General features: G+C 73.2%; 17 protein-coding genes. 11 read left to right on the top strand and 6 right to left on the bottom strand.

Annotated elements, in window-relative coordinates; translation table 11 throughout:
- Window positions 1–193: 193 nt before the first annotated feature.
- From J2S66_RS05410 to J2S66_RS05390, 5 genes are all read left to right on the top strand, one after another.
- Window positions 194–1,522 (top strand): WXG100 family type VII secretion target, encoded by a 1,329-nt coding sequence (locus tag J2S66_RS05410; RefSeq protein ID WP_310304488.1) that lies wholly within the window; start codon window positions 194–196, stop codon window positions 1,520–1,522.
- A gap of 75 nt (window positions 1,523–1,597) precedes the next feature.
- Window positions 1,598–3,745, top strand: coding sequence for a hypothetical protein (locus J2S66_RS05405; protein WP_310304486.1), 2,148 nt, complete (start codon window positions 1,598–1,600; stop codon window positions 3,743–3,745).
- Between the two features lie 547 nt (window positions 3,746–4,292).
- Window positions 4,293–6,512 (top strand): rhamnogalacturonan lyase family protein, encoded by a 2,220-nt coding sequence (locus J2S66_RS05400; RefSeq protein ID WP_310304483.1) that lies wholly within the window; start codon window positions 4,293–4,295, stop codon window positions 6,510–6,512.
- Between the two features lie 385 nt (window positions 6,513–6,897).
- Complete coding sequence (locus tag J2S66_RS05395; protein WP_310304480.1) at window positions 6,898–7,797, top strand: arabinan endo-1,5-alpha-L-arabinosidase; 900 nt, start codon at window positions 6,898–6,900, stop codon at window positions 7,795–7,797.
- Window positions 7,798–7,836: 39 nt separating this feature from the next.
- Window positions 7,837–9,330 (top strand): family 43 glycosylhydrolase, encoded by a 1,494-nt coding sequence (locus J2S66_RS05390; RefSeq protein WP_310304477.1) that lies wholly within the window; start codon window positions 7,837–7,839, stop codon window positions 9,328–9,330.
- A 145-nt stretch (window positions 9,331–9,475) separates the two neighbouring features.
- Here the strand turns inward: J2S66_RS05390 and J2S66_RS05385 are convergent, their stop codons facing one another.
- Entirely contained in the window at window positions 9,476–9,634 is a 159-nt protein-coding gene (locus tag J2S66_RS05385; protein ID WP_310304472.1) for a hypothetical protein, read from the bottom strand.
- 247 nt (window positions 9,635–9,881) lie between these two features.
- On the opposite strand from J2S66_RS05385, the gene J2S66_RS05380 reads away from it, so the two are divergent.
- Window positions 9,882–10,634, top strand: coding sequence for a MerR family transcriptional regulator (locus J2S66_RS05380; RefSeq protein ID WP_310304469.1), 753 nt, complete (start codon window positions 9,882–9,884; stop codon window positions 10,632–10,634).
- A 99-nt stretch (window positions 10,635–10,733) separates the two neighbouring features.
- Here J2S66_RS05380 and lysS read toward each other — a convergent pair whose 3' ends face one another.
- A complete protein-coding gene (gene lysS, locus J2S66_RS05375) occupies window positions 10,734–12,395 on the bottom strand; it encodes a lysine--tRNA ligase (RefSeq protein WP_310304467.1) in 1,662 nt (553 codons plus the stop codon).
- Between the two features lie 24 nt (window positions 12,396–12,419).
- Window positions 12,420–12,623 carry a hypothetical protein gene (locus J2S66_RS05370; RefSeq protein ID WP_310304464.1) on the bottom strand — a complete coding sequence of 68 codons (204 nt, stop codon included), beginning with the start codon at window positions 12,621–12,623 and terminating at the stop codon, window positions 12,420–12,422.
- Between the two features lie 36 nt (window positions 12,624–12,659).
- Here J2S66_RS05370 and J2S66_RS05365 point away from each other — a divergent pair, with 36 nt between their 5' ends.
- The 5 genes from J2S66_RS05365 to J2S66_RS05345 all read left to right on the top strand — a co-directional run bounded on the left by J2S66_RS05365 (window position 12,660) and on the right by J2S66_RS05345 (window position 17,710).
- Window positions 12,660–13,703 carry a methyltransferase gene (locus J2S66_RS05365; RefSeq protein ID WP_310304462.1) on the top strand — a complete coding sequence of 348 codons (1,044 nt, stop codon included), beginning with the start codon at window positions 12,660–12,662 and terminating at the stop codon, window positions 13,701–13,703.
- A 52-nt stretch (window positions 13,704–13,755) separates the two neighbouring features.
- The gene (locus J2S66_RS05360; protein ID WP_310304459.1) at window positions 13,756–14,778 is read left to right on the top strand and encodes an LLM class flavin-dependent oxidoreductase; all 1,023 of its coding nucleotides are present in this window, start codon (window positions 13,756–13,758) and stop codon (window positions 14,776–14,778) included.
- A gap of 297 nt (window positions 14,779–15,075) precedes the next feature.
- On the top strand, window positions 15,076–15,903 hold the full coding sequence (locus tag J2S66_RS05355; RefSeq protein WP_310304457.1) for a CPBP family intramembrane glutamic endopeptidase: 828 nt from the start codon (window positions 15,076–15,078) through the stop codon (window positions 15,901–15,903).
- Window positions 15,900–17,054, top strand: coding sequence for a sensor histidine kinase (locus tag J2S66_RS05350; RefSeq protein WP_310304454.1), 1,155 nt, complete (start codon window positions 15,900–15,902; stop codon window positions 17,052–17,054). The genes J2S66_RS05355 and J2S66_RS05350 overlap by 4 nt, the downstream gene beginning before the upstream one ends.
- On the top strand, window positions 17,051–17,710 hold the full coding sequence (locus tag J2S66_RS05345) for a response regulator (RefSeq protein ID WP_310304451.1): 660 nt from the start codon (window positions 17,051–17,053) through the stop codon (window positions 17,708–17,710). The genes J2S66_RS05350 and J2S66_RS05345 overlap by 4 nt, the downstream gene beginning before the upstream one ends.
- Before the next feature lie 54 nt (window positions 17,711–17,764).
- On the opposite strand, the gene J2S66_RS05340 is transcribed toward J2S66_RS05345, so the two are convergent.
- From J2S66_RS05340 to J2S66_RS05330, 3 genes are read right to left on the bottom strand one after another with little or no spacing between them, the layout of a single operon-like run.
- On the bottom strand, window positions 17,765–18,955 hold the full coding sequence (locus J2S66_RS05340; protein WP_310304449.1) for an ATP-grasp domain-containing protein: 1,191 nt from the start codon (window positions 18,953–18,955) through the stop codon (window positions 17,765–17,767).
- Window positions 18,955–20,202, bottom strand: a complete 1,248-nt coding sequence (locus J2S66_RS05335) for an ATP-grasp domain-containing protein (protein WP_310304446.1) — start codon at window positions 20,200–20,202, stop codon at window positions 18,955–18,957. Before J2S66_RS05335 ends, J2S66_RS05340 begins: the two co-directional genes overlap by 1 nt.
- Window positions 20,195–21,901 carry a hypothetical protein gene (locus J2S66_RS05330; RefSeq protein WP_310304442.1) on the bottom strand — a complete coding sequence of 569 codons (1,707 nt, stop codon included), beginning with the start codon at window positions 21,899–21,901 and terminating at the stop codon, window positions 20,195–20,197. Before J2S66_RS05330 ends, J2S66_RS05335 begins: the two co-directional genes overlap by 8 nt.
- Between the last annotated feature and the right edge of the window lie 110 nt (window positions 21,902–22,011).

Genomic DNA, 22,011 nt, shown 5'->3' with positions numbered 1-22,011 from the left:
TTCAAACGCGCCCCCCGGTCGCTCCCGGCACCCCGGCGAGGTCGTCCCACCCCCGCTCCGGCACGCGATCGGAGCGGCACCGATCGTTGGATCGGCGTTGGCGCGGCGTTGGCGGCGATCACTTGACTCTGCGAGTCAGGCGTCCACGGGACCGCCTCGGCTCGAACCCAGCGCTCTGAGGAAGGTCCGGCTCATGGCAACAGGCACCGCCACGGCGGCTCCCGTGCACACCGCGCTCCGGAGGAGCGCGGCCGGCGGGGACGTCGACCAGCGGATCGAGGCGATCGGCAGGGAGGCGGAGGCCGAGCCGCAGTCCGTGGTGGGCATGCCCACCGGCGGTCAGATCCCCGCCGACCCGTTCGCGACCCTCCAGGGCGTCGCGGGCTGGGCGGTCGACTACGTGGCCTTCCTGCGGGAGCCGATCGACCAGTTGCAGGGCGACCCGCAGAGCGTGCGGGCGACCGCGGAGATGATCCGCTCCAGCGCCGAGAGGATGCGCGAGCTGGCCGAGCGGCAGCGCGAGACGCTCGCCAAGCCCCAGGGCTGGACCGGCAAGGCCCAGGAGGCCTACCAGGACAGCATGGAGGCGCTCGGCGAGGAGCTGGGATCGCTGGCCGCCGCCGTGGCCAAGAAGGGCGTGGTCGTCGAGCACACCGGCGGAATGGTGCAGGCGCTGCGCGAGGCCCTGCTCTACACGGTCGGCCAGTACTCCGACTCGCTGGTGCCGGGCGCGATCAGCGCCTACGTCCTCGCCCCGGCGACCTTCGGCGCGTCCATCGCGGTGTTCCTGGGCGGGGTGGTGAGCAGCGCGACCCAGCTCGGCACGAGCATCGCGGCCAAGATGGACGACCTGAACGCGGCGCTGACCCGCCAGGTCGACCGGGTCAAGCAGCTCGACACCATCTCCGACGAGGTCGGGCAGCGCTGGGAGCGTTTCGAGGCCGCGGCGGGTGGCGGGACGGCGACGGCCCGCACCGCCGCCAGTCGGATGCTGCTCCGGGGCGAGGCCGTCCAGGGTGAGCCGGCAGTGCAAGCGCTCCGACCCATGGAATCGCTGCGCTCCGCGGAAGCGATTCGGCCCATGGAGTCGCTGCGGCCCATGGAGAGCGGGCACCTGGTGGCCGCAGAGCGGTCGGAGGCGCTGCGGCCCATGCAGAGCGCGCGGTTGCTCTCGGCCGAGGAGTCGGTGGCGCTGCGCCCCATGGAAAGCGCACGCCTGCTCCCGGCGGAGGAGTCGATGCAGGTACGTCACGCCGTGCGCCAGGCCGACGCCGAGCCGATGCAGGCACAGGCACGCTACGCGGTCCAAGCCGAACCCATGCAAGCGCAAGCGCGCTACGCGGTCCAAGCCGAACCCATGCAAGCCGTCCGCATGGAGGCGCCCGTCCAGCACGAGCAGCTCCAGCCGATGGCGCGTGCCGCAGAGGCCGTCACCCACTACCGCACCGCCGAGCCGGTGGAGGCTCGCGGGGTGACGGCCACCCACCAGGCGGCGGTCCGCAGGGTCGAGGAGACCGAGTAGGCGCGGCGGCTCGCGGCCGCTCGCGCCCAGCACCTCCCCGCCCGTCCACTCCCTGCGTTCCGCGGAGGCAACGCCATGGTCACCAACCCGACCCCCACCACGATCAGCACGCCCCCTCCCGGCGGCGGATCCGGCTTCACGATGGAGCAGTCCGCGATGGACGCGCTCCGGCAGCAGGCCGACGAACTGAGCGCCGGTTACCAGGAGGTCTCGTCGACGCTGTCCGGCCAGACCCTGGCGGGCAACGCGTTCGGCACCGTCGGGACGTTCGCCGCCGAGGCGTTCAACGCCTCCAACGGCAGGTCGGTCGAACTTGCGGGCAAGGCCGCCTCGGCGCTCGGCCTGGTGGGCGAGGGCTTGAAGGCCACCGCGCAGACCCACCTGGAGGCCGACCGCGCCGGCGGCGAGCAGTTCGCCAGGATCGAACCCGCCGAGATCGCCGAGAGGCCCCAGGGCGCACCCGCGGGCGGCGCCGGCGGTCCCGGTGCGCCCCAGGGGCCGCCGGTCCCCCCGACCGAGCAGGTTCCCGGCGCTCCGGATGGTGGCGGCGCCCCGTCCCGGACCGACGGCCCGCCGGTCACGCCGACGGCGGACGTCCCCGGCGCGGACGGCACCACGCACGCCTCGAAGTCCACCGGCCCCGAGACCCCCACCGGCCAGGCCGTGCCCACAGGTCAGGGCGGGGGTGCGCCGACCGCCCAGGCGGGTGGAGTCCCCACCGGTCAGATGCCCCCGACGCCGACGATCCCGAACAGCCCGGCGGGCACGTCCTCCACCCCGGCTGGCGGCGGTTCGGCGGAGGACACCAGGGCCGCAGCCGCCCGGATGCCCGCCGCGCCCACCCAGTCCGCGACGCCCCAGACCCCGGCACCCGTGCCCGCCTTCCCCGAGATCCCCGACCCGCCTGCCGTCCCCAGCGGCACCGGGAGCGGTGGCGGTGGCGGTGGTGGCGGCCTCGCGGACGCCCTCAGGAACAGCCCCACGACCGACCGCACCGGTGCCGAGTCGCCGGCAGGCGCGAAGACCCCGACCAGCGGCACCACGCCCTCAGCGGGCACCACGCCGCCGCCCACGCCTCCGATCCCGGAAGTGCCGAAGGACCTGTTCAAGCAGCCCGGCATCCCCGACCTCGGCACGGGCAGCACCTCGACCGGCGGCTCCGGCAGCCTGCCCGGCAGCGGCTCGGGAACTTCGGGCGGCTCCAGCGCACCCTCGGGATCGAACGCGGCAACGCCGACCCCACCACCGATGCCACCCATTCCCGAGGTCCCGAAGGACCTGTTCAAGCAGCCCGGCATCCCCGACCTGGGTACGGGCGGCAGCGCTGGTGCGCCTTCGGGCTCCAGTGGGACGACGCCGTCCGGAGGCATGACCCCACCGGCGACGCCCCCGATTCCCGAGGTCCCGAAAGACCTGTTCAAGCAGCCCGGCATCCCCGACCTCGGCACGGGCAGCGGTTCGGGCACTCCAGGCGGCACGCTTCCCGACACCCCTGGTCGCGGCGAGCAGCCGCCAAAGGAACAGGGCGGTCGCGGCGACCGTGACGCCTCGGGTGAGGAACGTCCCGGCCGACACGGCGACGGTCGTGACCAGCAGGGCGGCGACCACGAGGAGCACGATCGTCACGGCCGCGACGGCGAAGGCCGCGACCGCGACGACCGCGGTCGCGACCGCGAGGAGCGCGATCACGAGGGTCGTGGCGGCGAAGGCGGCGGCGGTGCGGGTGGCGGCGGTGAGCAGGGCGAGCGGTCGGAGCGCGACCAGCACGGTTTCCCCGTCACCTCGGTGGACGGCAAGCCGTGCCTCGACCTGCGCGACCTCCCCGCCGAGGAGGGCGAGCGCTGGCAGGAGAACATCCGCGACATCCTCGCCACCAAGGGCGAAGGCTCCTTCTTCTGGGCCGGCGACACCATCGACGCCCAGGGGCAGCGGCACTCCTTCATGGACCTGGTGGAGTTCATGACCAACCTGGACGGTCGCGACCAGTCAGGTCCCGAAGCGGCCGGGCAGTCGGGCCGCGAGGTGTCGGACACCGTCTCCGCCAGCCCTGCCCGCAGCGCCAACGGCGACGTCTACGTCCTGGTCGGCCCCAACCGCGCCGAGGACGACCCGGTCGAGCTGGCGGACTTCCCGACGCTCCAGGCCAACCCCAGGGTCGAGCGGGTGTTCGCGATCGACGTCGTCACCGGCCGGGAGACGCAGATCCACCCCGAGGTCCCCTGATCGTCCGGCCGGTGGGGAGGTCCACTGGACGGGACCTCCCACCGGCCGGTCGCAGAAGCGAACGGCGGTGTGCCCCGCCGCCACGAGACACACCGCCCAGGTCCGCCAGGAGGCCGGACCTACTGGTAACGCTCCCAGATGAATTCGGTGTTCGCACTGCACCATTCGGGCGACGAAGCACCCACTCGTCCACCGCCAAGCGAGACGCGACACCGAGGCGACGGACGGGGGGCGAAACTTTTCGGCAGAGCTGTTGACACCGGGACGGCGACGTTCGTACGGTCTAGCTCACCCGCCGTCGGCGATCGAACAGCCTGAGCAGCAACGTGATCCGGAGTTCTCGACACCTCACCAGGCAAACGGACCAACTACTCCACACCACTGGATAGCGCTTTCCAGAGTTCCACGCGAGTCCGATTGAATCGTTTCACTGACACGGGCAACCCATCCTGCGACCGCCACGAACGCAGGGACACACCAGACCATTCCTGGGAGCGCTCCCGGAAATGGCAGAGCGAATGGAGCAACGGTGCTCACAACCTCGCGGGTGCGAGTGGTCGCTGCCGCTGCGGCGATCAGCGCACTGACCGGCGGCCTCCTGATAGCGGGAGTGGCCTCGGCCGCACCCGGCTGCAAGGTCGACTACACGGTGCAGAACAAGTGGCCCGGCGGGTTCACCGCCGCCGTGACCGTCACGAACCTGGGCGATCCGCTGGACGGGTGGCGGCTGGCCTGGACGTTCCCCGGCGCCGAGCGGTACGGCCAGGGCTGGAACGCCGAGTTCGCCGCCTCGGGCGCGAGCGTGACGGCGTCCAACGTGGACTTCAACCGACAGGTCCCGACCGGCGGCACGGTGACGTTCGGGTTCAACGGGACCACGAGCGGCAGTGACGTCGGCACGCCGTCCTCGTTCGCGCTCAACGGCACCACGTGCACCGGCGGCGTCGCCCCCACGACCACCACCACGACGACCACCACCACGACCACGACCGGCGTGACCACCACCACCACGACCTCCAACCCCGCACCCAGCGACCCGACCGGCCGCAAGCAGGTGGAGCGGTTGGACCGGGGTGTGGTCAGCGTGCGGTCGGGCAGCGGAAACCTGGTGAGCTGGCGGTGGTCGGGAGGTGATCCGCAGGACGTCGGGTTCAACGTCTACCGGGGCGGCACGAAGCTGAACTCCTCGCCGATCACCGCCTCGACGAACTACCTCGACGGTGGGGCGACGGCGGATGCGTCGTACACGGTGCGCGCCGTGGTCAACGGCACCGAGCAGGCCGCCTCCCCCGCGTCGCTGGCGTTCGCTTCCGGTTACCGCGACGTGCCGATCCAGTCGCCGGGCAGCGGCTACGTCGCCAACGATGCGAGTGTCGGCGACCTGGACGGTGACGGGGACTACGAGTTCGTGCTCAAGTGGGACCCGGACAACGCCAAGGACAACTCCCAGTCCGGCGTGACCGGCAACGTCTTCATCGACGCCTACACCCTCCAGGGCACCCGGTTGTGGCGCATCGACCTGGGGCGCAACATCCGGGCGGGGGCGCACTACACGCAGTTCCAGGTCTACGACTACGACGGTGACGGTCGGGCCGAGGTGGCGATGAAGACCGCCGACGGCACCCGGGACGGCCGGGGCGCGGTGATCGGCAACGCCTCCGCCGACCACCGCAACTCCTCCGGCTACGTCCTCGCCGGCCCGGAGTTCCTGACCATGTTCGACGGCCGGACCGGCGCGGCGGTGTCCACGGTCAACTACGACCCGCCGCGTGGCACCGTCTCCTCCTGGGGCGACAGCTACGGCAACCGGGTGGACCGCTTCCTGGCCGGCACCGCCTACCTCGACGGCGCCCGACCCAGCCTGGTCATGGCGCGCGGCTACTACACCCGCGCCGTGATCGCCGCCTGGGACTTCCGCAACGGCGCGCTGACCAAGCGCTGGACGTTCGACTCCAACGCGTCGGGCAACTCCGGCTACGCCGGGCAGGGCAACCACTCGCTCAGCATCGCCGACGTCGACCAGGACGGCCGTGACGAGATCGTCTACGGCGCCGCCACGATCGACGACAACGGCCGCGGCCTGTGGACCACGGGCCTCGGGCACGGCGACGCCGGCCACGTCGGCGACCTCGACCCCTCCCGGCCGGGCCTGGAGTACTTCAAGGTCTCCGAGGACACGTCCAAGCCCGGCTCCTGGTTCGCCGACGCCCGCACCGGTCAGCGCCTGTGGACCACCGCCTCGGGCAGCGACAACGGCCGAGGCGTCTCCGGGGACATCCACCCCGGCAGCCCCGGCGCCGAATCCTGGTCGTCGGCGGACGGCAGCCTGCGCAGCCCGAGCGGTGCCAACGTCGGCCGCAAGCCCTCCTCGGCGAACTTCCTCATCTGGTGGGACGGCGACCCCAGCCGCGAACTGCTCGACCAGACCCGCATCGACAAGTACGGCACCGGCGGGGACACCCGCCTGCTCACGGGCGCCGGCGTGGCCGCCAACAACGGCACCAAGGCCACCCCCGCGCTCTCCGGCGACATCCTCGGCGACTGGCGCGAGGAGGTCGTCTGGCGCACCGGTGACAACACCGCCCTGCGCATCTACTCGACGCCCACCCAGACCGACCGGCGCATCCCCACCCTCATGCACGACACCCAGTACCGCGTCGCCATCGCCTGGCAGAACACCGCCTACAACCAGCCCCCGCACCCCAGCTTCCACATCGGCAACGGCATGACCACCCCGCCCCGACCGGACATCCACTACGCGGGCTGACCACCCCACGAACCACGCGCGTGCGCCCGAGCCGACGAGCCGGGCGCACGCGCGTACCCACTTCTCGCTGTTAGCGATCACAAAAATCCTGCGGTCTCGTGAATGGGACAGCAAGAGGCGCCCGACACAACACGCAGGTCAGAGCGATGTGAACGATACAGAATCGAATCCATTCGACCACAACAAGCCTTGTTAGCGATAACAGAAGGTCTTGTCCGCTCGCCGCTCACCTCCTATGGTCGAGGAGCGCTCCCCGGAAGCGCGCTCACCGCTGCGACCCACGCAGCACAGCCGCCGCCACCGATCCGACGCATTAGGGGACAACGTGGTCTCATTGAGAAAACTGGCGTTGACGCTGTTGAGCACGCTCGCCGTGACAGTCGCGGTGGCACCGCACGCATCGGCCTACCCCGCACCCGGCCGGGTGATCGGTGACATCGGCGTGCACGACCCGAGCGCCGTCAAGCGCTCGGACGGCAGCTACCTGATCGCGCACACCGGCAACGGGATCGCGCTCAAGACCTCCACCGACCGCACCGCGTTCCGCAACGCCGGCGCGGCCTTCCCCGGCGGCACGCCGTGGGCGAACACCTACACCAACAACTCGCGCAACCTGTGGGCGCCGGACCTGTCCTACCGCAACGGCCAGTACTGGATGTACTACTCGGCCTCCACGTTCGGCTCGAACCGGTCGGCGATCTTCCTGGCCACCAGCCCCAGCGGCAATTCGGGCACGTGGACCAACCGCGGCCTGGTGGTCGAGTCGCGCACCAGCGACAACTTCAACGCCATCGACCCCGACCTGGTCGTCGACGACTCGGGCCGCTGGTGGTTGAGCTTCGGCTCGTTCTGGTCGGGCATCAAGATGATCGCGCTGAACCCGTCCACCGGGCTGCGCTCGGACAGCACCGTGCGCTCCATCGCCGGGCGCAACGGCGGGGCGATCGAGGCTCCGAACATCGTCAAGCGCGGCAGCTACTACTACCTGTTCGTGTCGTTCGACCGGTGCTGCCAGGGGGCGGCGAGCACCTACCGGGTGATGGTCGGCCGCTCGACCAGCGTCACCGGCCCCTACGTCGACCGCAACGGCACCGCGCTCACCTCGGGCGGCGGCACCGAGATCCTGGCCGGTCAGGGCAGCGTCCACGGACCCGGCCACCAGGACGTGCTGGCGGACAGCGACGGCGACGTCCTCCTCTACCACTACTACGCCGACAACGGCGCGTCGCTGCTCGGCATCAACCTGCTCGGGCTCGACTCGGCCGGCTGGCCCTACGTCCACTGACCGCACGCGAATACCGTGCAGCGTCGCAGGGAGAAGACCTTGGCAACGATCACCACCGGTTCGCGCCGACGACGGCGGACCACTCTCGTCCTGGCCACCACCACCGCCGTGCTCGGCGGCCTCACCTCCGCGCTGCCACCGGCCGCGCTCGCGGCCACAGTGGACACCAGCGCCTCCTACGTGCTGGTCAACCGCAACAGCGGCAAAGCGCTCGACGTGTACGACCTCGCCACGAACGACGGGGCGCGGATCTCGCAGTACACCCGCAACGACGGTGCGTGGCAGCAGTGGCAGTTCGTCGACTCGGGCGGCGGCTACTACCGGCTGAAGTCGCGCCACAGCGGCAAGGTGCTGGACTTCCCGTCCACCGCCGACCGCACCGGCCTGGTGCAGAACACCGACGCCAACCGCACGAGCCAGCAGTTCCGCCTCGCCGACTCCGACGGCGGCCACGTGCGCCTGCTCAACCGCGCCGCCGGCAAGGCGGTCGACGTGCTCGACTTCTCCACCGCCGACGGCGCCCAGGTCATCCAGTGGCCCGACACCGGCGGCGCGAACCAGCAGTGGCAGCTGGTCAAACTGGGGTCGAGCACGCCGGGCACGTTCGCCAACCCGATCAAGCGCAACGGCCCGGACCCGTGGCTCCAGTACCACAACGGCTACTACCACCTGGCCACCACGACGTGGAACTCCACGATCACCATGCGCCGCTCCCGCACCCTCGCGGGCCTGGCCACGGCGGCCGACCAGGTGGTGTTCAACCTCGCGGGTCGCCCGAACGGCTGCTGCAACATGTGGGCCCCGGAGTTCCACCTGCTCAACGGGCGCTGGTACCTCTACTACGTCGCCGGGCAGAACGTGCCCGACTTCAACCCCACCCAACGCCTGCACGTCCTCGAAAGCGCGGGCTCCGACCCGATGGGCCCGTACAGCTTCAAGGCCGACCTGGGCAACACCTGGGAGCTGGACCCCAGCATCCTGCAACACGGCGGCAGGCTGTACCTGCTGGGCAGCGCGACCGACGGCACCCAGTCGCTCACCATCACCCCGCTGTCCAACCCCTACACCGTCAGCGGGGCGCGACGCACCATCTCCCAACCCACCCTGTCCTGGGAACGGCAGACGCACCCGGTCAACGAAGGCGCGGAACCGCTGTACCACAACGGCCGCACCATGGTCGTCTACTCCGCCAGCGCGTGCTGGGGCCCGGACTACAAGCTGGGTCTGCTGACGTTGACCGGCAGCGACCCGCTCAACCGGGCCCACTGGACGAAGTCGCCCAACCCCGTCTTCCAGCGCAACGACGGCAACGGCGTCTACGCCCCCGGCCACAACGGGTTCTTCAAGTCCCCAGACGGCACCGAGGACTGGATCGTCTACCACGCCAACGACTCCGCCGGCGGCGGCTGCGACATGAACCGCTCCACCCGCGCCCAGAAGTTCACCTGGAACGCAGACGGCACGCCCAACTTCGGCACGCCCGTCCGCCTCGGCACGCAACTGCCCGCACCCTCCGGCGAACCCGCCAACTGACACACCGACCGGGAACAACGCCGTTCCCACCGCGGGTGCCGATGGCCTCTCCCCCATCGGCACCCGCGACCCGGTCACGCGACGCGTCCCCTCCGGTCGCCACCGGGCGCACCAGTCGGCGGCGGCGCGCAGCGGGACCGCGCCCTCACCGGGCGGCACGGGTCGGGTCACCGGCCACGACGTCCTCGACCTGGAAGTACGCCGGGTAGTCCCCCAGCACGACGACGGGCGTCGGCTCGCCGAACGGCTCCACCAGGGCGCGGCCCGTCCACCACCGGCCCGTCGGGCTACCTGCCCGAGCCACGGCGACCCGGGGGGGCGGCTGTTCACCGCGTTCACCTGGATCGGGCTCGCGGTGACCTCGGCGATCGGCCTGGTCTGGTCGGGCCGTCCTGGTGCGGGCCTCGCGCAGGCAGGCCGTGCCGGTGACCGTGCGGGGCTGTCCGCCGGCCGCGGACGCGCGGTGGTAGCCGACGGGCGGGTACCGCCGGTGACCGGGCGCCCGGTTCCGGCTTGACCTTCCAGTCGGCTCGAAGGTCTACCGTCGCCGGGTGACCGCGTACCGCATCTCGCAGCTGGCCGAGCGGGTCGGGTTGCGCCCCACCACCCTGCGCTTCTACGAGCAGGCCGGCCTGCTGCCGGCGCAGCGGTCGGGGTCCGGCTACCAGCTCTACGGCGACGACGCGGTCGAGCGCCTGGGCTTCATCACCGCGGGCAAGCGCCTCGGCCTGCCGTTGGAGGAGATCAGGGAGCTGCTCGACGTCTGGGAGGACGGGGTGTGCACCGACGTGCGCCGCCGGCTCCGGCCGATGCTCCGGGAGCGCATCGCCCGGACCGAGCGGACCGCCGCCGAGCTGCGCGCCTTCACCGACCGGCTGCGCGGCGCGCTGGACGAGCTGGACGGCCCGCCACCGCCCGGCCGCTGCGCACCCGGCTGCGGCCTCCCGCACGGCGGGCCGGGGCCCGTGCCGGTGACCGTCGAGCCGCGCGGCCCCCGCCCCGGCGAACGGGGCGCACCGCCGATCGCGTGCGCCCTCGTCGACGACGACCGGGCGGAACGCGTCCGCGCCTGGCGGCGCCTGCTGGAGCGGGCCACCGGCAGGCGGGCGATCGACCGGGGGCTGCGGATCACCCTGCCCGCGAACCTGGCCGGGCGGGTCGCCGGACTGGCCGCCGCCGAGCAGCGGTGCTGCGCGTTCTTCGAGTTCAGCCTGCACCTGTCGGCCGGCGACCTCCAGTTCGACGTCCGCGCCCCGGAGGACGCGGCCGCGCTGCTGACCGAGGTGTTCGGCGCGGCCGGCTGAACCCCGGCCCGGGTGCGGCCGGCGCCGGCGGGACGGGACCGACCGCACGTCACCGCGCGGGTCGGCGGCCGGTCCTCCACCGGCCGCCGACCCGCGCGGTCAGTCGCCCAGGAGCTTGCGCACCCGGTCCGGTCCGGTCGCCAGCAGCAGCGTGGGCAGGCGGGGCCCGGTGTCCCGGCCGATCAGCGCCCGGTACAGCAGCACGAAGAACGACCGCTGGAGCACCTTCAGCTCCGGCGTAGGGGCCGCGTCCATGTCCAGACCGGCCTGGAGCTTGGGCACGCCGTACACCAGCCGGGTGAGGCCGTCGAGCGTCCAGTGCTCGTCCAGGCGTTCGAGCAGCTTGCCCACCATCTGCCGCTGCTCCTCGTCCAGCGAGGCCGCCAGCTCGGCGTCCGGCTCGTCCAGGACCCGCGTGTGCTGGTCTGCGGGCAGGTAGCGCTCCACCCACCGCCGCGCGCAGTCGAGCCGAGGCCGGACCTGGTCCAGGTCGGTGATCGGGTCCTCGCCGTCCACGCCGCCGAGGATGCGCAGCATCTGCTCCTCGTCGCCGGTGGTGATGTCGGCCATCGACGCCAGCATCCGGTAGGAGACCGGGCGCGGCGTGGCGGGCAGGCGCACCTCGGCGGTGCTGACCGCGCGCTCGTGGGCGGTGGCGTCGGCGTGGTTCGCGGTGCCCTGGCGCACCCGCTGCTCCAGGGCGTCCCACTCGTCGTACAGGCGGTAGATCTCCTGGTCGAAAGCGATCTTGAACGACTGGTTGGGCTTGCGGCGGCTGTAGAGCCAGCGCAGCACGGCCGGCTCCATGATGCGCAGCGCGTCGCCCGGCGTCGGGACCGCGCCCGCGGAGCTGCTCATCTTGGCCATGCCGGTGATCCCGACGAACGCGTACATCGGGCCGATCGGCTGCCGACCGCCGAAGACCTCGCGCACGATGTGCCCACCGACCTCGAACGAGGAGCCCGGGGACGAGTGGTCGACGCCCGACGGCTCGAACGCCACGCCCTCGTAGGCCCAGCGCATCGGCCAGTCGACCTTCCACACGAGCTTGCCCCCGGTGAACTCGGAGAGCAGGACCGTCTCACCGTGGCCGCAGGCGCACGTGTAGGTCATCTCGGTGGTGTCGTCGTCGTAGGCCGTGATCGTGGTGAGGTCCTTGCCGCACGCCGAGCAGTACGGCTTGAAGGGGTAGTACCGCCCCTGGGGCGCCGCGTCGCCCGAGCCGTCCGGGTCGTCGGCCGGCTCGGTCTTCTTCCTGGTGCGGAAGCGGCCCAGGATCGCGTCGATGCGGTCGCGCTCCCGCATGGCGAGCAGGACCTGGTCGCGGTAGCGGCCCGACGTGTACTGCTCGGTCTGGCTGATGCCGCGGTAGGTGACGCCCAGCTCGGCGAGCGACTCGATCATCGCCGCCTTGAAGTGCTCCGCCCAGCTCGGGTGCGGGCTGCCGGGCGGGGCGGGCACCGCGGTGAGCGGCTTGCCGATGTGCTCCTCCCACGACGGGTCGACGCCGGCGGGCACCCGGCGGAACCGGTCGTAGTCGTCCCACGAGATCAGGTGTTCGCACTCCCGACCGCGCCGCCGGATCTCGTCGGCGACGAAGTGGGGTGTCATGACCTCGCGCAGGTTGCCCAGGTGGATCGGCCCGGACGGGCTCAGCCCCGAGGCGCACACGACGGGTTTGCCCGGAGCGAGTCGATCGGCTTCGGCCAGCACCTCGTCCGCAAGCCTCGAAATCCAATCCGCTTCGGTCGAGCGATCCACGGCGAGCACATCCTTTCAGGCATTTCAACGGCCCGATTGTCCCAGGGCGCCCCGGCGCGCCGCGTGCCGGGGGACGCCGGACGGGTGACGCCCCGCCACGGGCGCGTCGGTCACCGGCGCAGCGGGGACGACGGCACCCCGCTTCCAGGCCGGCGACTCCTCGCCGTCGAGCCCGGAGAGGCTGCCGCAGGGCAGGTGCACGATCGCCAGGTGGACGGGAACCGACACTGGTGATCACCATGCGTAGTCGATACAGTACTTGGGGTGACTGCTGCCGCGTCCTCCCCCGACCCGATCGCACGGCCGGCGGAGGACGACCTCCGCTTCGCCCTCATGGACCTCGCGCTGAGCTACCTGTTCCCGGCCGCGCTGCGCGCCGCCGCGGCCCTGGGCGTGGCCGACCACCTGGCCGACGGGCCGCGCCCGGTCGCCGAACTGGCCGGGGCGGTCGGCGCCGACCCGCTCAACCTGCACCGGGTGCTGCGCCTGCTCGCCACCCGGGGCATCTTCACCGAGGACGACGCCGGCCGGTTCGCCCTGACCCCCTCGGCGGAACTGCTGCGCACCGACGTGCCGTCGTCGTTCGCCCCGGCGGTCCTCATGATCACCGACACGACGTTCTGGCGGCCCGCCGGCGAGCTGGAGGAGACCGTGCGGACCGGGAGGACCCCGTTCGACCGGCTGTTCGGGATGCCGTTCTTCGAGCACTTCGCCCGCGACCCCGAGACGGCGGCGGTCTTCCACGTCGGCATGGCGTCGATGTCCGACCCGGAGAACCCCGTCGTCGCGCGGGCTTTCGACCTGCCGCCCGACGCCACGGTCGTCGACGTCGGCGGCGGTCACGGCGGCCTGCTGCTGTCCGTGCTGCGGGAGCACCCGGACGCGCGCGGGGTCCTCTTCGACCAGCCGCACGTGCTCGCGGGCCACCGGCTCGGCGAACTCGGCGCCGACGACCGCTGGGACCTCGCCGAGGGCGACTTCTTCACCGAGGCCCCGCCCGGCGACGCCTACCTGCTCAAGCGCATCCTGCACGACTGGGACGACGAGCACGCCCTGCGCATCCTGCGCCAGTGCCGCCGGGCCGTCTCCGACCGCGGCCGCGTCCTGGTCGTCGACGCCGTCGTGCCGCCCGGGAACGACCCCGATCCCGGCAAGGTCATCGACCTGCTCATGATGAGCTCGTTCACCGGCCGGGAACGCACCCGCGCCGACTTCGACGCCCTGTTCGCCCGGGCCGGCTTCCGCCTGACCAGGGTGCTCCCGACCGACACCCGCCTGTCGATCGTGGAGGGCGTGCCCGCCACCTGACCGGGCAAAGTGGTTGAGGAATCAACCAGCGCGTCGGGGCGTTGCCCCGGACGTGAAGAACATCGGTTTCCTGTCCTTCGGGCACTGGTCCGACAGCCCGCACTCGCAGACCAGGACAGCGGCGGACGCCCTGGTGCAGGCCGTCGACCTGGCCGTGGCCGCCGAGGAGCTGGGCGCGGACGGCGCCTACTTCCGGGTGCACCACTTCGCCAGGCAGCTGGCGTCGCCGTTCCCGCTGCTGGCCGCGATCGGCGCCCGGACCGAGCGCATCGAGATCGGCACCGGCGTGATCGACATGCGCTATGAGAACCCGATGTACACGGCCGAGGACGCCGGAGCCGCCGACCTGATCTCCGGCGGCAGGCTCCAGCTCGGCCTCTCCCGGGGGTCGCCTGAGCAGGTGGTCGACGGCTGGCGCCACTTCGGCCACCAGCCGAGCGAGGGCGAGACCGACGCCGACATGGCCCGCAAGCACACCGAGGTGCTGCTGGAGGTGCTGCACGGCAAGGGGTTCGCCCGGCCCAACCCGCGCCCGATGTTCCCCAACCCGCCGGGGCTGCTGCGCGTCGAACCGCACTCGCCGGGCCTGCGCGACCGGATCTGGTGGGGCGCCGGTTCCAACGCCACCGCCGTCTGGGCGGCGCGGCAGGGCATGCACCTGATGAGCTCGACGCTGAAGAACGACGAGGGCGGGGCGCCGTTCCACGTCCAGCAGGCCGAGCAGATCCGGGCGTTCCGCAAGGCGTGGGCGGAAGCCGGGTGGGAGCGCGAGCCCCGCGTCTCGGTCTCGCGCAGCATCTTCGCCCTCACCTCCGACCTCGACCACGCCTATTTCGGCGACGACGGCGACAGCACCGACAAGGTCGGCTACCTCGACGCCGACACCAGGGCCGTCTTCGGCCGCACCTACGCCGCCGAACCCGACGTCCTGATCGGACAGCTGGCCGCCGACGAGGCGATCGCCGAGGCCGACACGCTGCTGCTGACCGTGCCCAACCAGCTCGGCGTCGACTACAACACCCACGTCCTCGACAGCATCCTCACCCACGTCGCCCCGGCCCTCGGCTGGCGCTGACCCCGCCGGCGCACCACCCGGTCGGAGCGGCGCCGCGACGGGGTTCGACCGTGCTCGGAGGACCGGGCACGAGCCCGCCGGGCCGCCGCGATCACCTCGTCGCGGCAGGAGGGGACGTGGGGGGCGTGCGACGAGAACCACTGCGAGGACAGCGGCACCGGCGGTGTGACGGGCCGCTTGTCCCCCGCGCGAGCTACCCGCGGGTGTCCACCTCGCGGTGATGATGCGGAGGTCGTGCGCTCACTAGCGTTCCCCCTGGCCGCGGCACCCCCGTCGCGGCCGGGTGAAGGAGCAGTCGTGCGATTCGTGAAGCAGCTCGTGACCGTCCTCGCGGTCGCGCTCGTCGGCAACCAGGGGGTCGCCGCCGCGCGGGGGAACCCCTGGCTCACGCTCGCGCTCGGGACCGCGACGGCGGTGCTCGCGGTGCTCGCCTACGCGTGGGTGGTGCGGCGGACCGAACGCCGGGCGCCCGTCGAGGTGGGGCGGGACGGGGCCGCCACCGCGATCGGCCGCGGGCTGCTCATCGGCGTGGCGATGTGCGGGGCCGTCGTCCTCAACATCGCCCTGCTCGGCCACTACGAGGTCGACGGCTGGGGTTCCCCGACGGGTGCGGTGGGGCTGCTCGGCTTCATGGCCGCCGCCGCCGTGACGGAGGAGCTGCTCTACCGCGGCGTCCTGTTCCGCATCGTCGAGGAGCGCACCGGCACGTGGGTCGCGCTGCTGTTCACCGGCGCGGTGTTCGGCGCGTCGCACCTGTTCAACCCGGACGCGAGCCCGTGGGGCGCGGTCGCCATCTCGATCGAGGCGGGCTTCATGCTCGCCGCCGCGTACGCCGCCACCCGCACCCTGTGGGTGCCGATCGGGCTGCACTTCGGCTGGAACTTCGCCCTGGGCGGCGTCTTCGGCGCCGAGGTCTCGGGCGGCGACACGGCGAAGGGCCTGCTGGACGCGACCCTCTCCGGTCCCACCCCGATCACCGGCGGCGCGTTCGGCCCCGAGGGGAGCCTCTACGCGGTGGCGGCCGGTGTGGTGCTGACGGCCGCGTTCCTGCGGCTCGCGCACCGCCGGGGCCACGTCGTCCCGCGCCGCCGCGCGGACCGCGCCGCCGCTACGCTCGCCCCGTGATCGACGTCCGGCGGCTCCGGGACCTGTGGCGTCGGTGCGACGTCGCGGTCCGGGACCTCCCGCCCGCCCTGCTGCTCGCCGCCGTGTCGCTGCTGCCGGGCACGGGCGACTACGGGACGCAGCTCGGCGCCCTGCCGCACCGCCCGTTCGACGCGCTGACCGTCGCGGTGGTCGCGCTCGAATGCCTCCCGCTGGCCGTGCGCAGGCGGTGGCCCGCCGCCTGCCTGGCCCTGGTGGCGCCGGGCTTCGCCGTCGACCAGCTCCACGGGTTCCACACCTTCGCCACCATCGCGCTGCCCGTGGCGCTGCTGAGCGCGGGCGCCCACCTGGAGCGGCACCGCCGGACCGCCGCCGTCCTGGTGTCCGCCGCGTACGTGCCGCTGGCGGTCGCGCTCGAACGGCGCGGGGTGGACGAGGGCGTGGCCGGGTACGTGACGTTCTACCTGGCACTGGCCATCGCGTGGGGCGCCGGGGCGTGGTTGCGGTTGTCGCGGGAGACCGAGGCGGAGCGCCGGCGGCACGTCGCCGAGACCGCCCGGGCCGCCGAGCGCACGCGGATCGCGCGCGAGCTGCACGACGTCGTGACGCACCACGTGACGGCCATGGTCGTCCAGGCCGAGGCGGCGCGCTACCTGACCGCCGCACCGGAACGCCTCGACCGGACCCTCACCGCCGTCACCGACACCGGCCGCCGGGCCATCTCCGACCTGCGGCACCTGCTCGACCTGCTCAACCCGGACCACGGCGCCCCGCCGGGGACGCGCTCCCCCGGCGGGCTGGCCGCCCTGGTCGAGCGGACGCGGCAGGCGGGCCAGCCGGTCGAGTTCCACCAGGAAGGCCGGCCCCGGGAGACCGCGGGCAGCGCCGAGGCCGCGGCCTACCGGGTCGTGCAGGAGGCGCTGACGAACGCGCTCAAGCACGCCCACGGCAGCCGCACCGCGGTCCGCGTCCACCACACCACCGGGGAGATCGCCGTGGAGGTGACCACGGAGGGCGCGGGGGCGAGTCACGCCTCGCCCGGTGGCGACGGGCGAGGCCTCACCGGGCTCCGCGAACGGGTCGACGTGCTGGGCGGCGAGTTCGACGCGGGCGGGCGACCGGGCGGCGGTTTCGTCGTCCGGGCCCGGATTCCCGCCGGGGGGACGTCGTGACCGCGCCGATCCGGGTCCTGGTCTGCGACGACCAGGCGCTCATCCGCACCGGGTTCGCGACGATCATCGGCGCCCAGCCGGACCTGGAGGTGGTGGGCGAGTGCGGTGACGGGCGGACCGCGGTCGAACTGGCCGGCCGGTTGCGCCCGGACGTGGTGGTGATGGACGTGCGGATGCCGGTCCTCGACGGCATCGAGGCCACCCGGCTGCTGGCGGGCACCGGCGTGCCGGACCCGGTCAAGGTGCTCGTGGTGACGACGTTCAACCTGGACGAGTACGTGTACGAGGCGCTGCGCGCGGGGGCGGGCGGTTTCCTGCTGAAGGACGCCCCGCCCGACCGGCTGCTGCACGGCATCCGCACCGTCGCCGCCGGCGCGGCGCTGCTGGACCCCGAGGTGACGCGCCAGTTGGTGGGCAGGTACGCCACCCGCATCCGGCCGCCGGCGGGAGCCCCGACCGACGTGCCGCTGGCGCCGCGCGAGCTGGAGGTGCTGCGCCTGATCGCCAACGGCCTGTCGAACGGCGAGATCGCCGCGGCGCTGGTGATCAGCCAGGAGACCGTGAAGACGTACGTGTCGCGCATCCTCACCAAGCTCGACCTGCGCGACCGCGTGCAGGCGGTGGTCTACGCCTACCGCCGGGGCCTGGTGACCTGAGCCGGCGGGGGGCGTTCCGCGCCCGGCCGGACGGGTTCCCGCCGGGCACGGGGATCACCGCTCCTCGGGCCGCACCTCGATCCGGACCCCGCCCGCCAACCCCTCCAGCAGGTCGTCGACCTCGGCCGCGCCGGGGGCGCCGACCACGAGCACGGCGGGCCGGTCGGCCGAGTGGGCGACCGGTCGGACGGTGGCGCCGGGCGCGGCCGACAGGTGGGCGGCGAGGAGGCCGGGTGTGGTCGGGCCCGGCCAGCCCTCCACCGCGGTCACGGTGCCCGGCGGAACCGGCGGGAAGTGCACGGCGGCCGCCCCGGCGGCGGGTGGCACGGGAGCCGGGGGCACGCCCAGCAGGTCGTCCACCAGGGTTCCGTACAGCTCCAGCCCCGGGTGGACGTGCTCCAGCATGGCGTGGATGAAGTCCCCGCCCGGACGGGCGTGCAGTTCGCCGAGCACCGGCGCGGGGGTGAGCCAGAACTCGACGTGGAAGATCCCGTGGGTCAGGCCGGCCGCGCGGAGGGCGCGCGCGACCTCCGCGCGGGCGGCGGCGTCGGTGGCCGGGTCCAGGACCGCCGGCATCCGGTGCCCGGTCTCCACGAAACCGGGCCCGGTGGACTTGGCGGTCAGGCCGATCACCACCGGCTCGCCGCCGACGAAGACGCCCTCGGCGGAGTACTCGGGGCCGGTGACGAACTCCTCGACCAGGAACGGCCCGCTCGCGTCGGGCAGCGCGGCCACCGCGGCCGGCAGGTCGTCCACACCGGACACCAGCGAGACGCCGACGCTGCCCATGGCGTCACGCGGCTTGACGATCCACGGCCCCGGACCGGTCAACGCGGCCCGCGCACCGTCCACGTCCGACACCACCGCGCACGCCGGCTGGGGCAGCCCCGCCTCGCGGAGCACCTCGCGGCACAGGTCCTTGGTGCGGACGGTGCGCACCGCCCGCGGCGGGTTGCCGGGCAGGCCCAGCTCGTCGGCGATCGCGGCGACCGACTCCACGCACATCTCGCGGAACGTCATCACCGCGTCGAAGCGCACGGACCGCGCCGCCGCCCAGACCCGGGCGGCGGCGGGGTCGTGCACGTCGAACACGGCGGTCTCGTCCACCAGGTCGGACGTCGCCGCCACCGCGTCGGCGCCCACCAGCCGCAGGCCGCGGCGGCGCACCTGGGCGCTGACGCGGCGCAACTGGTCGCGACCGTGCGGCGTGCCGGACGCGTGGCCCAGCAGCAGGACCGCGCGCACTACGAGATCCGCGGGGTGACGGCGTCGACGGCGCGGGCCAGGGTCGCGCGCACGGCGTCGGCCGAGTCGCCCACGGCGATGACCGCGCCCAGCGTGCCGGACATGTAGTCCTGCGGCGGGAGGGCGACGGACGCGCCGGCCGAGCGCTCGACGGCGACGTGCCGCACCCCCGGCACCGCGAGCGCGTCGACCACGCCGTCCACCGAGGACACCACGCCCGCCTTGTCCGCCATGATCTTGCGCACCCCGGAGAACAGGGGGCCCGCGGTCCCGAGCACGGGCGCGGAGCCGGTCGCGACGCGGATGACGTTCTCCGCGAACGGCACGCCCGTGGCCAGGCCGACCAGGTGCGAGGTGATGAAGTCCCCGCCCACCCGGGCCGCGACCTCCACCAGCTTCACCGTGCCGTCGGGCGCGGCCATGCACTCCAGGTGGAAGGTGCAGTCGTCCAGCCCGATCGCCGACACCACGGTCGCCGCCAGCCCGCGGGCCGCGTCCTGGACCGCGGGCGGCAGGCTGCTCGGGAACGTGTGCGCCAGCTCCAGCCGGAACGGCTCGGTGGTCTCCTTGTCGGTGATGCCGGCGACCACGACCTCGCCGCCGACCACGAAGCCCTCGACGCTGTGCTCGGTGCCGACCAGGAACTCCTCGAAGATCAGCTCGTTCGGGTTGTCCCCGAACACCTTGTCGACCTCGGGGCGGGTGTAGCGCATCAGCTCGTCGAACGCCGGGCGCAGCTCGTCCTCCGAGCGCACCACGAAGATCCCCTTGCTGCCCGACGCCGACGTGGGCTTGAGGACGGACGGGTAGCCGATGTCCGAGGCGGCCTTGGCCAGCTCGTCCCAGGTGGTGATCCGGGCGAACCGCGGGATGGTGTGCGGGTGCCCGGCCAGCGCCTCCCGCATCAGGTACTTGTTGCGCGCGATCCGGGCGGCGCCGACCGACGGGGCGGGCAGGCCGAGCCGCTCGGCGATCCGGCTCACCGTCTCCACGTCCCGGTCCGACCAGGTGACGACGCCGCGGACGTCGTGCTCGGCGGCCACCGCGTCCACGGCGCGGTCGACGGCGGCGAGGTCGTAGGTGTCCACCTTGTGCACGACCCGCACGACCCGCTCCGGCAGCCCGGCGGGCACGGTGTCGGCGATCAGCGCGACGCCGAAGCCGAGCCGGTGGGCGGCCTCCACCGCGGCGCCGTGCTCCAGGTGGGTGCGGCGCAGGTTGAGGAACAGCACGACGGGGTCAGACATGGACATCTTCCTTAGAGTCGATCAGCGCGGCGGAATCATATCGGGCCTGGTACCACGGGTTGTCGAAGTCGGTGACGGCCAGCTCGACCGGGTGCGCGGCACTGGCCTGGTAGAGCGCGCGCAGCAGTTCGCCGACCGCGACGGACGCGCGCAGGTCGGCCTCGGTGTACGGCGCGCCGTCGGTGCGCATGAGCCGGAAGTCGTGCAGGCCGGGCCGGTGCGCGCCCGCGAGGTCGATGCCGAAGGGCACCCGGATCGCGTAGCGGACGCCGTTGGCGACGTGCCCGGTGTGGTGCTGGTCGGACCAGTCGGTGACGTCGGACATGGTGGGTGCGTAGAACCAGTCCCGGTCGCCGGACCCCTCGTGCACGCCGATCGTGTGCGGCAGGTAGTGCCAGCCGTTGTAGCGCATCCGGGCGCTGATGGCCCGCAACACCTGCGGCAGCTGCTCGGGCACCCGCGCGAACCGGTCCACGAAGCCGGTCGACGGGGTCACGCAGCAGTAGAACGCGTTGGTGGTCCACCCGACGGCCGTGGCCGCCTCCCCCGCCGCGACGAGCCGGGCGAGTTCGTGCGGCCTGCGCGGACCGCGCGACATGCCCACGTCCGAGCCGGTCGCCGCGGTGGCCGCCTGCACCAGTTCGTGCAGCACCTGCTCGAACCGGCTGGTGAACCCGTCCTCGCCGGCCTCGCGCAGGCCGGGCGCGGCGGTCGCGCACGCGCGGGCGACGTCCTCGAAGTCGCCGGGGACCGGGCACTCGACGAGCAGCGCGAACGTCTCCAGCACCTGCGCGGGCGCGTCGGCGACGGTCACCGGGGTGGCGGTGAGGTGCTCCTGCTTGTTCAGGTTCAGGCCCTGGATGAGCCGGTAGGGCCGCACCCCGGCCGCGACCGCCGCCGCCCGGCCCGCCGCGCACGCCTCCGCGAGCACGTGCAGCCGCTCCCCCGCGGGCAGGCCTGCGGTGTCCGGCCCGGCGGCGCCGTAGGACGCGATCCGCTGTCGCAGGAACGCCTCCAGCCGGTCCGGCCGCAGCTGGGTGCCGCTGAACTCCTCGGCGCGCACCGGCGGCCCGGACACCAGCAGGGCGTGCAGGCAGGCCACGAAGGTCGCGTCCCGGTGGTCCCACTCGGCGACCGGCACGCCGAGCAGCCGCCCGAGCACGCAGTTGGGCGAGTCGACCCGGGTGGACTTGCCGACCAGGTTCCCCCTGCCCAGGTTGGTGTAGCAGCGATCGCCGGTGTAGAGCAGCACGGGCGCCATGTGCAGCAGCGACTGCCGGATGCGCTCGACCATCGCGACGACCCGCTCGTGCGGCAGGCCCGCCAGCCAGGCCGCCACGTCGGCGAACTCGGCGTCCTCGACGTCCTGGAGCGCCCGGAGCTCCGCCGGGTCGACCGCGATGTCCGCGACGCCGACCGGCAGCGCGTCGTCCGGCACGCCGGCGCCGATGACGAGCCGCCCCGTCCTCGTCAGCGCCAGCCGGTAGCCGGGTCCCTCGGCGGCCAGGGGCGCGTCGCGGCCCGCCGCGAGCAGTCGTTCCTCCGGTCTGGTCAGCGCGGCCAGGCCGATCCCGGCAGGCAGCCTGCCGTCGAGCGTGGCCGCGGTGAGCGCCGCGTCACCGGTGTTCCCCCTGGTAGCCGCCACCTTCGCGACGGCGGTCGCTAAATCGATGAAGCCCTCTGCCCGCAGGATGCCCACGTGATTCCCCTGTCACCATGAGATCGGTTGTTACAGCCCGGATCACCCGGTGCGCGACGGTGGGCACCGGGGTGCTTCCGCGCCCGGTGGCCCGGGCCGGTGGTCGGTGG

The sequence above is a fragment of the Saccharothrix longispora genome (genome assembly GCF_031455225.1).
In the GTDB taxonomy this organism is placed as follows: domain Bacteria; phylum Actinomycetota; class Actinomycetes; order Mycobacteriales; family Pseudonocardiaceae; genus Actinosynnema; species Actinosynnema longispora.
Note: the sequence above shows the minus strand (reverse complement) of the source record. Positions and strands in the feature narration are given on the sequence as shown.

Coding starts and splice junctions, on each gene's coding strand:
- J2S66_RS05335 (WP_310304446.1), bottom strand. CDS start 20,202: ATGTCTGACCCCGTCGTGCTGTTCCTCAACCTGCGCCGCACCCACCTG.
- J2S66_RS05410 (WP_310304488.1), top strand. CDS start 194: ATGGCAACAGGCACCGCCACGGCGGCTCCCGTGCACACCGCGCTCCGG.
- J2S66_RS05405 (WP_310304486.1), top strand. CDS start 1,598: ATGGTCACCAACCCGACCCCCACCACGATCAGCACGCCCCCTCCCGGC.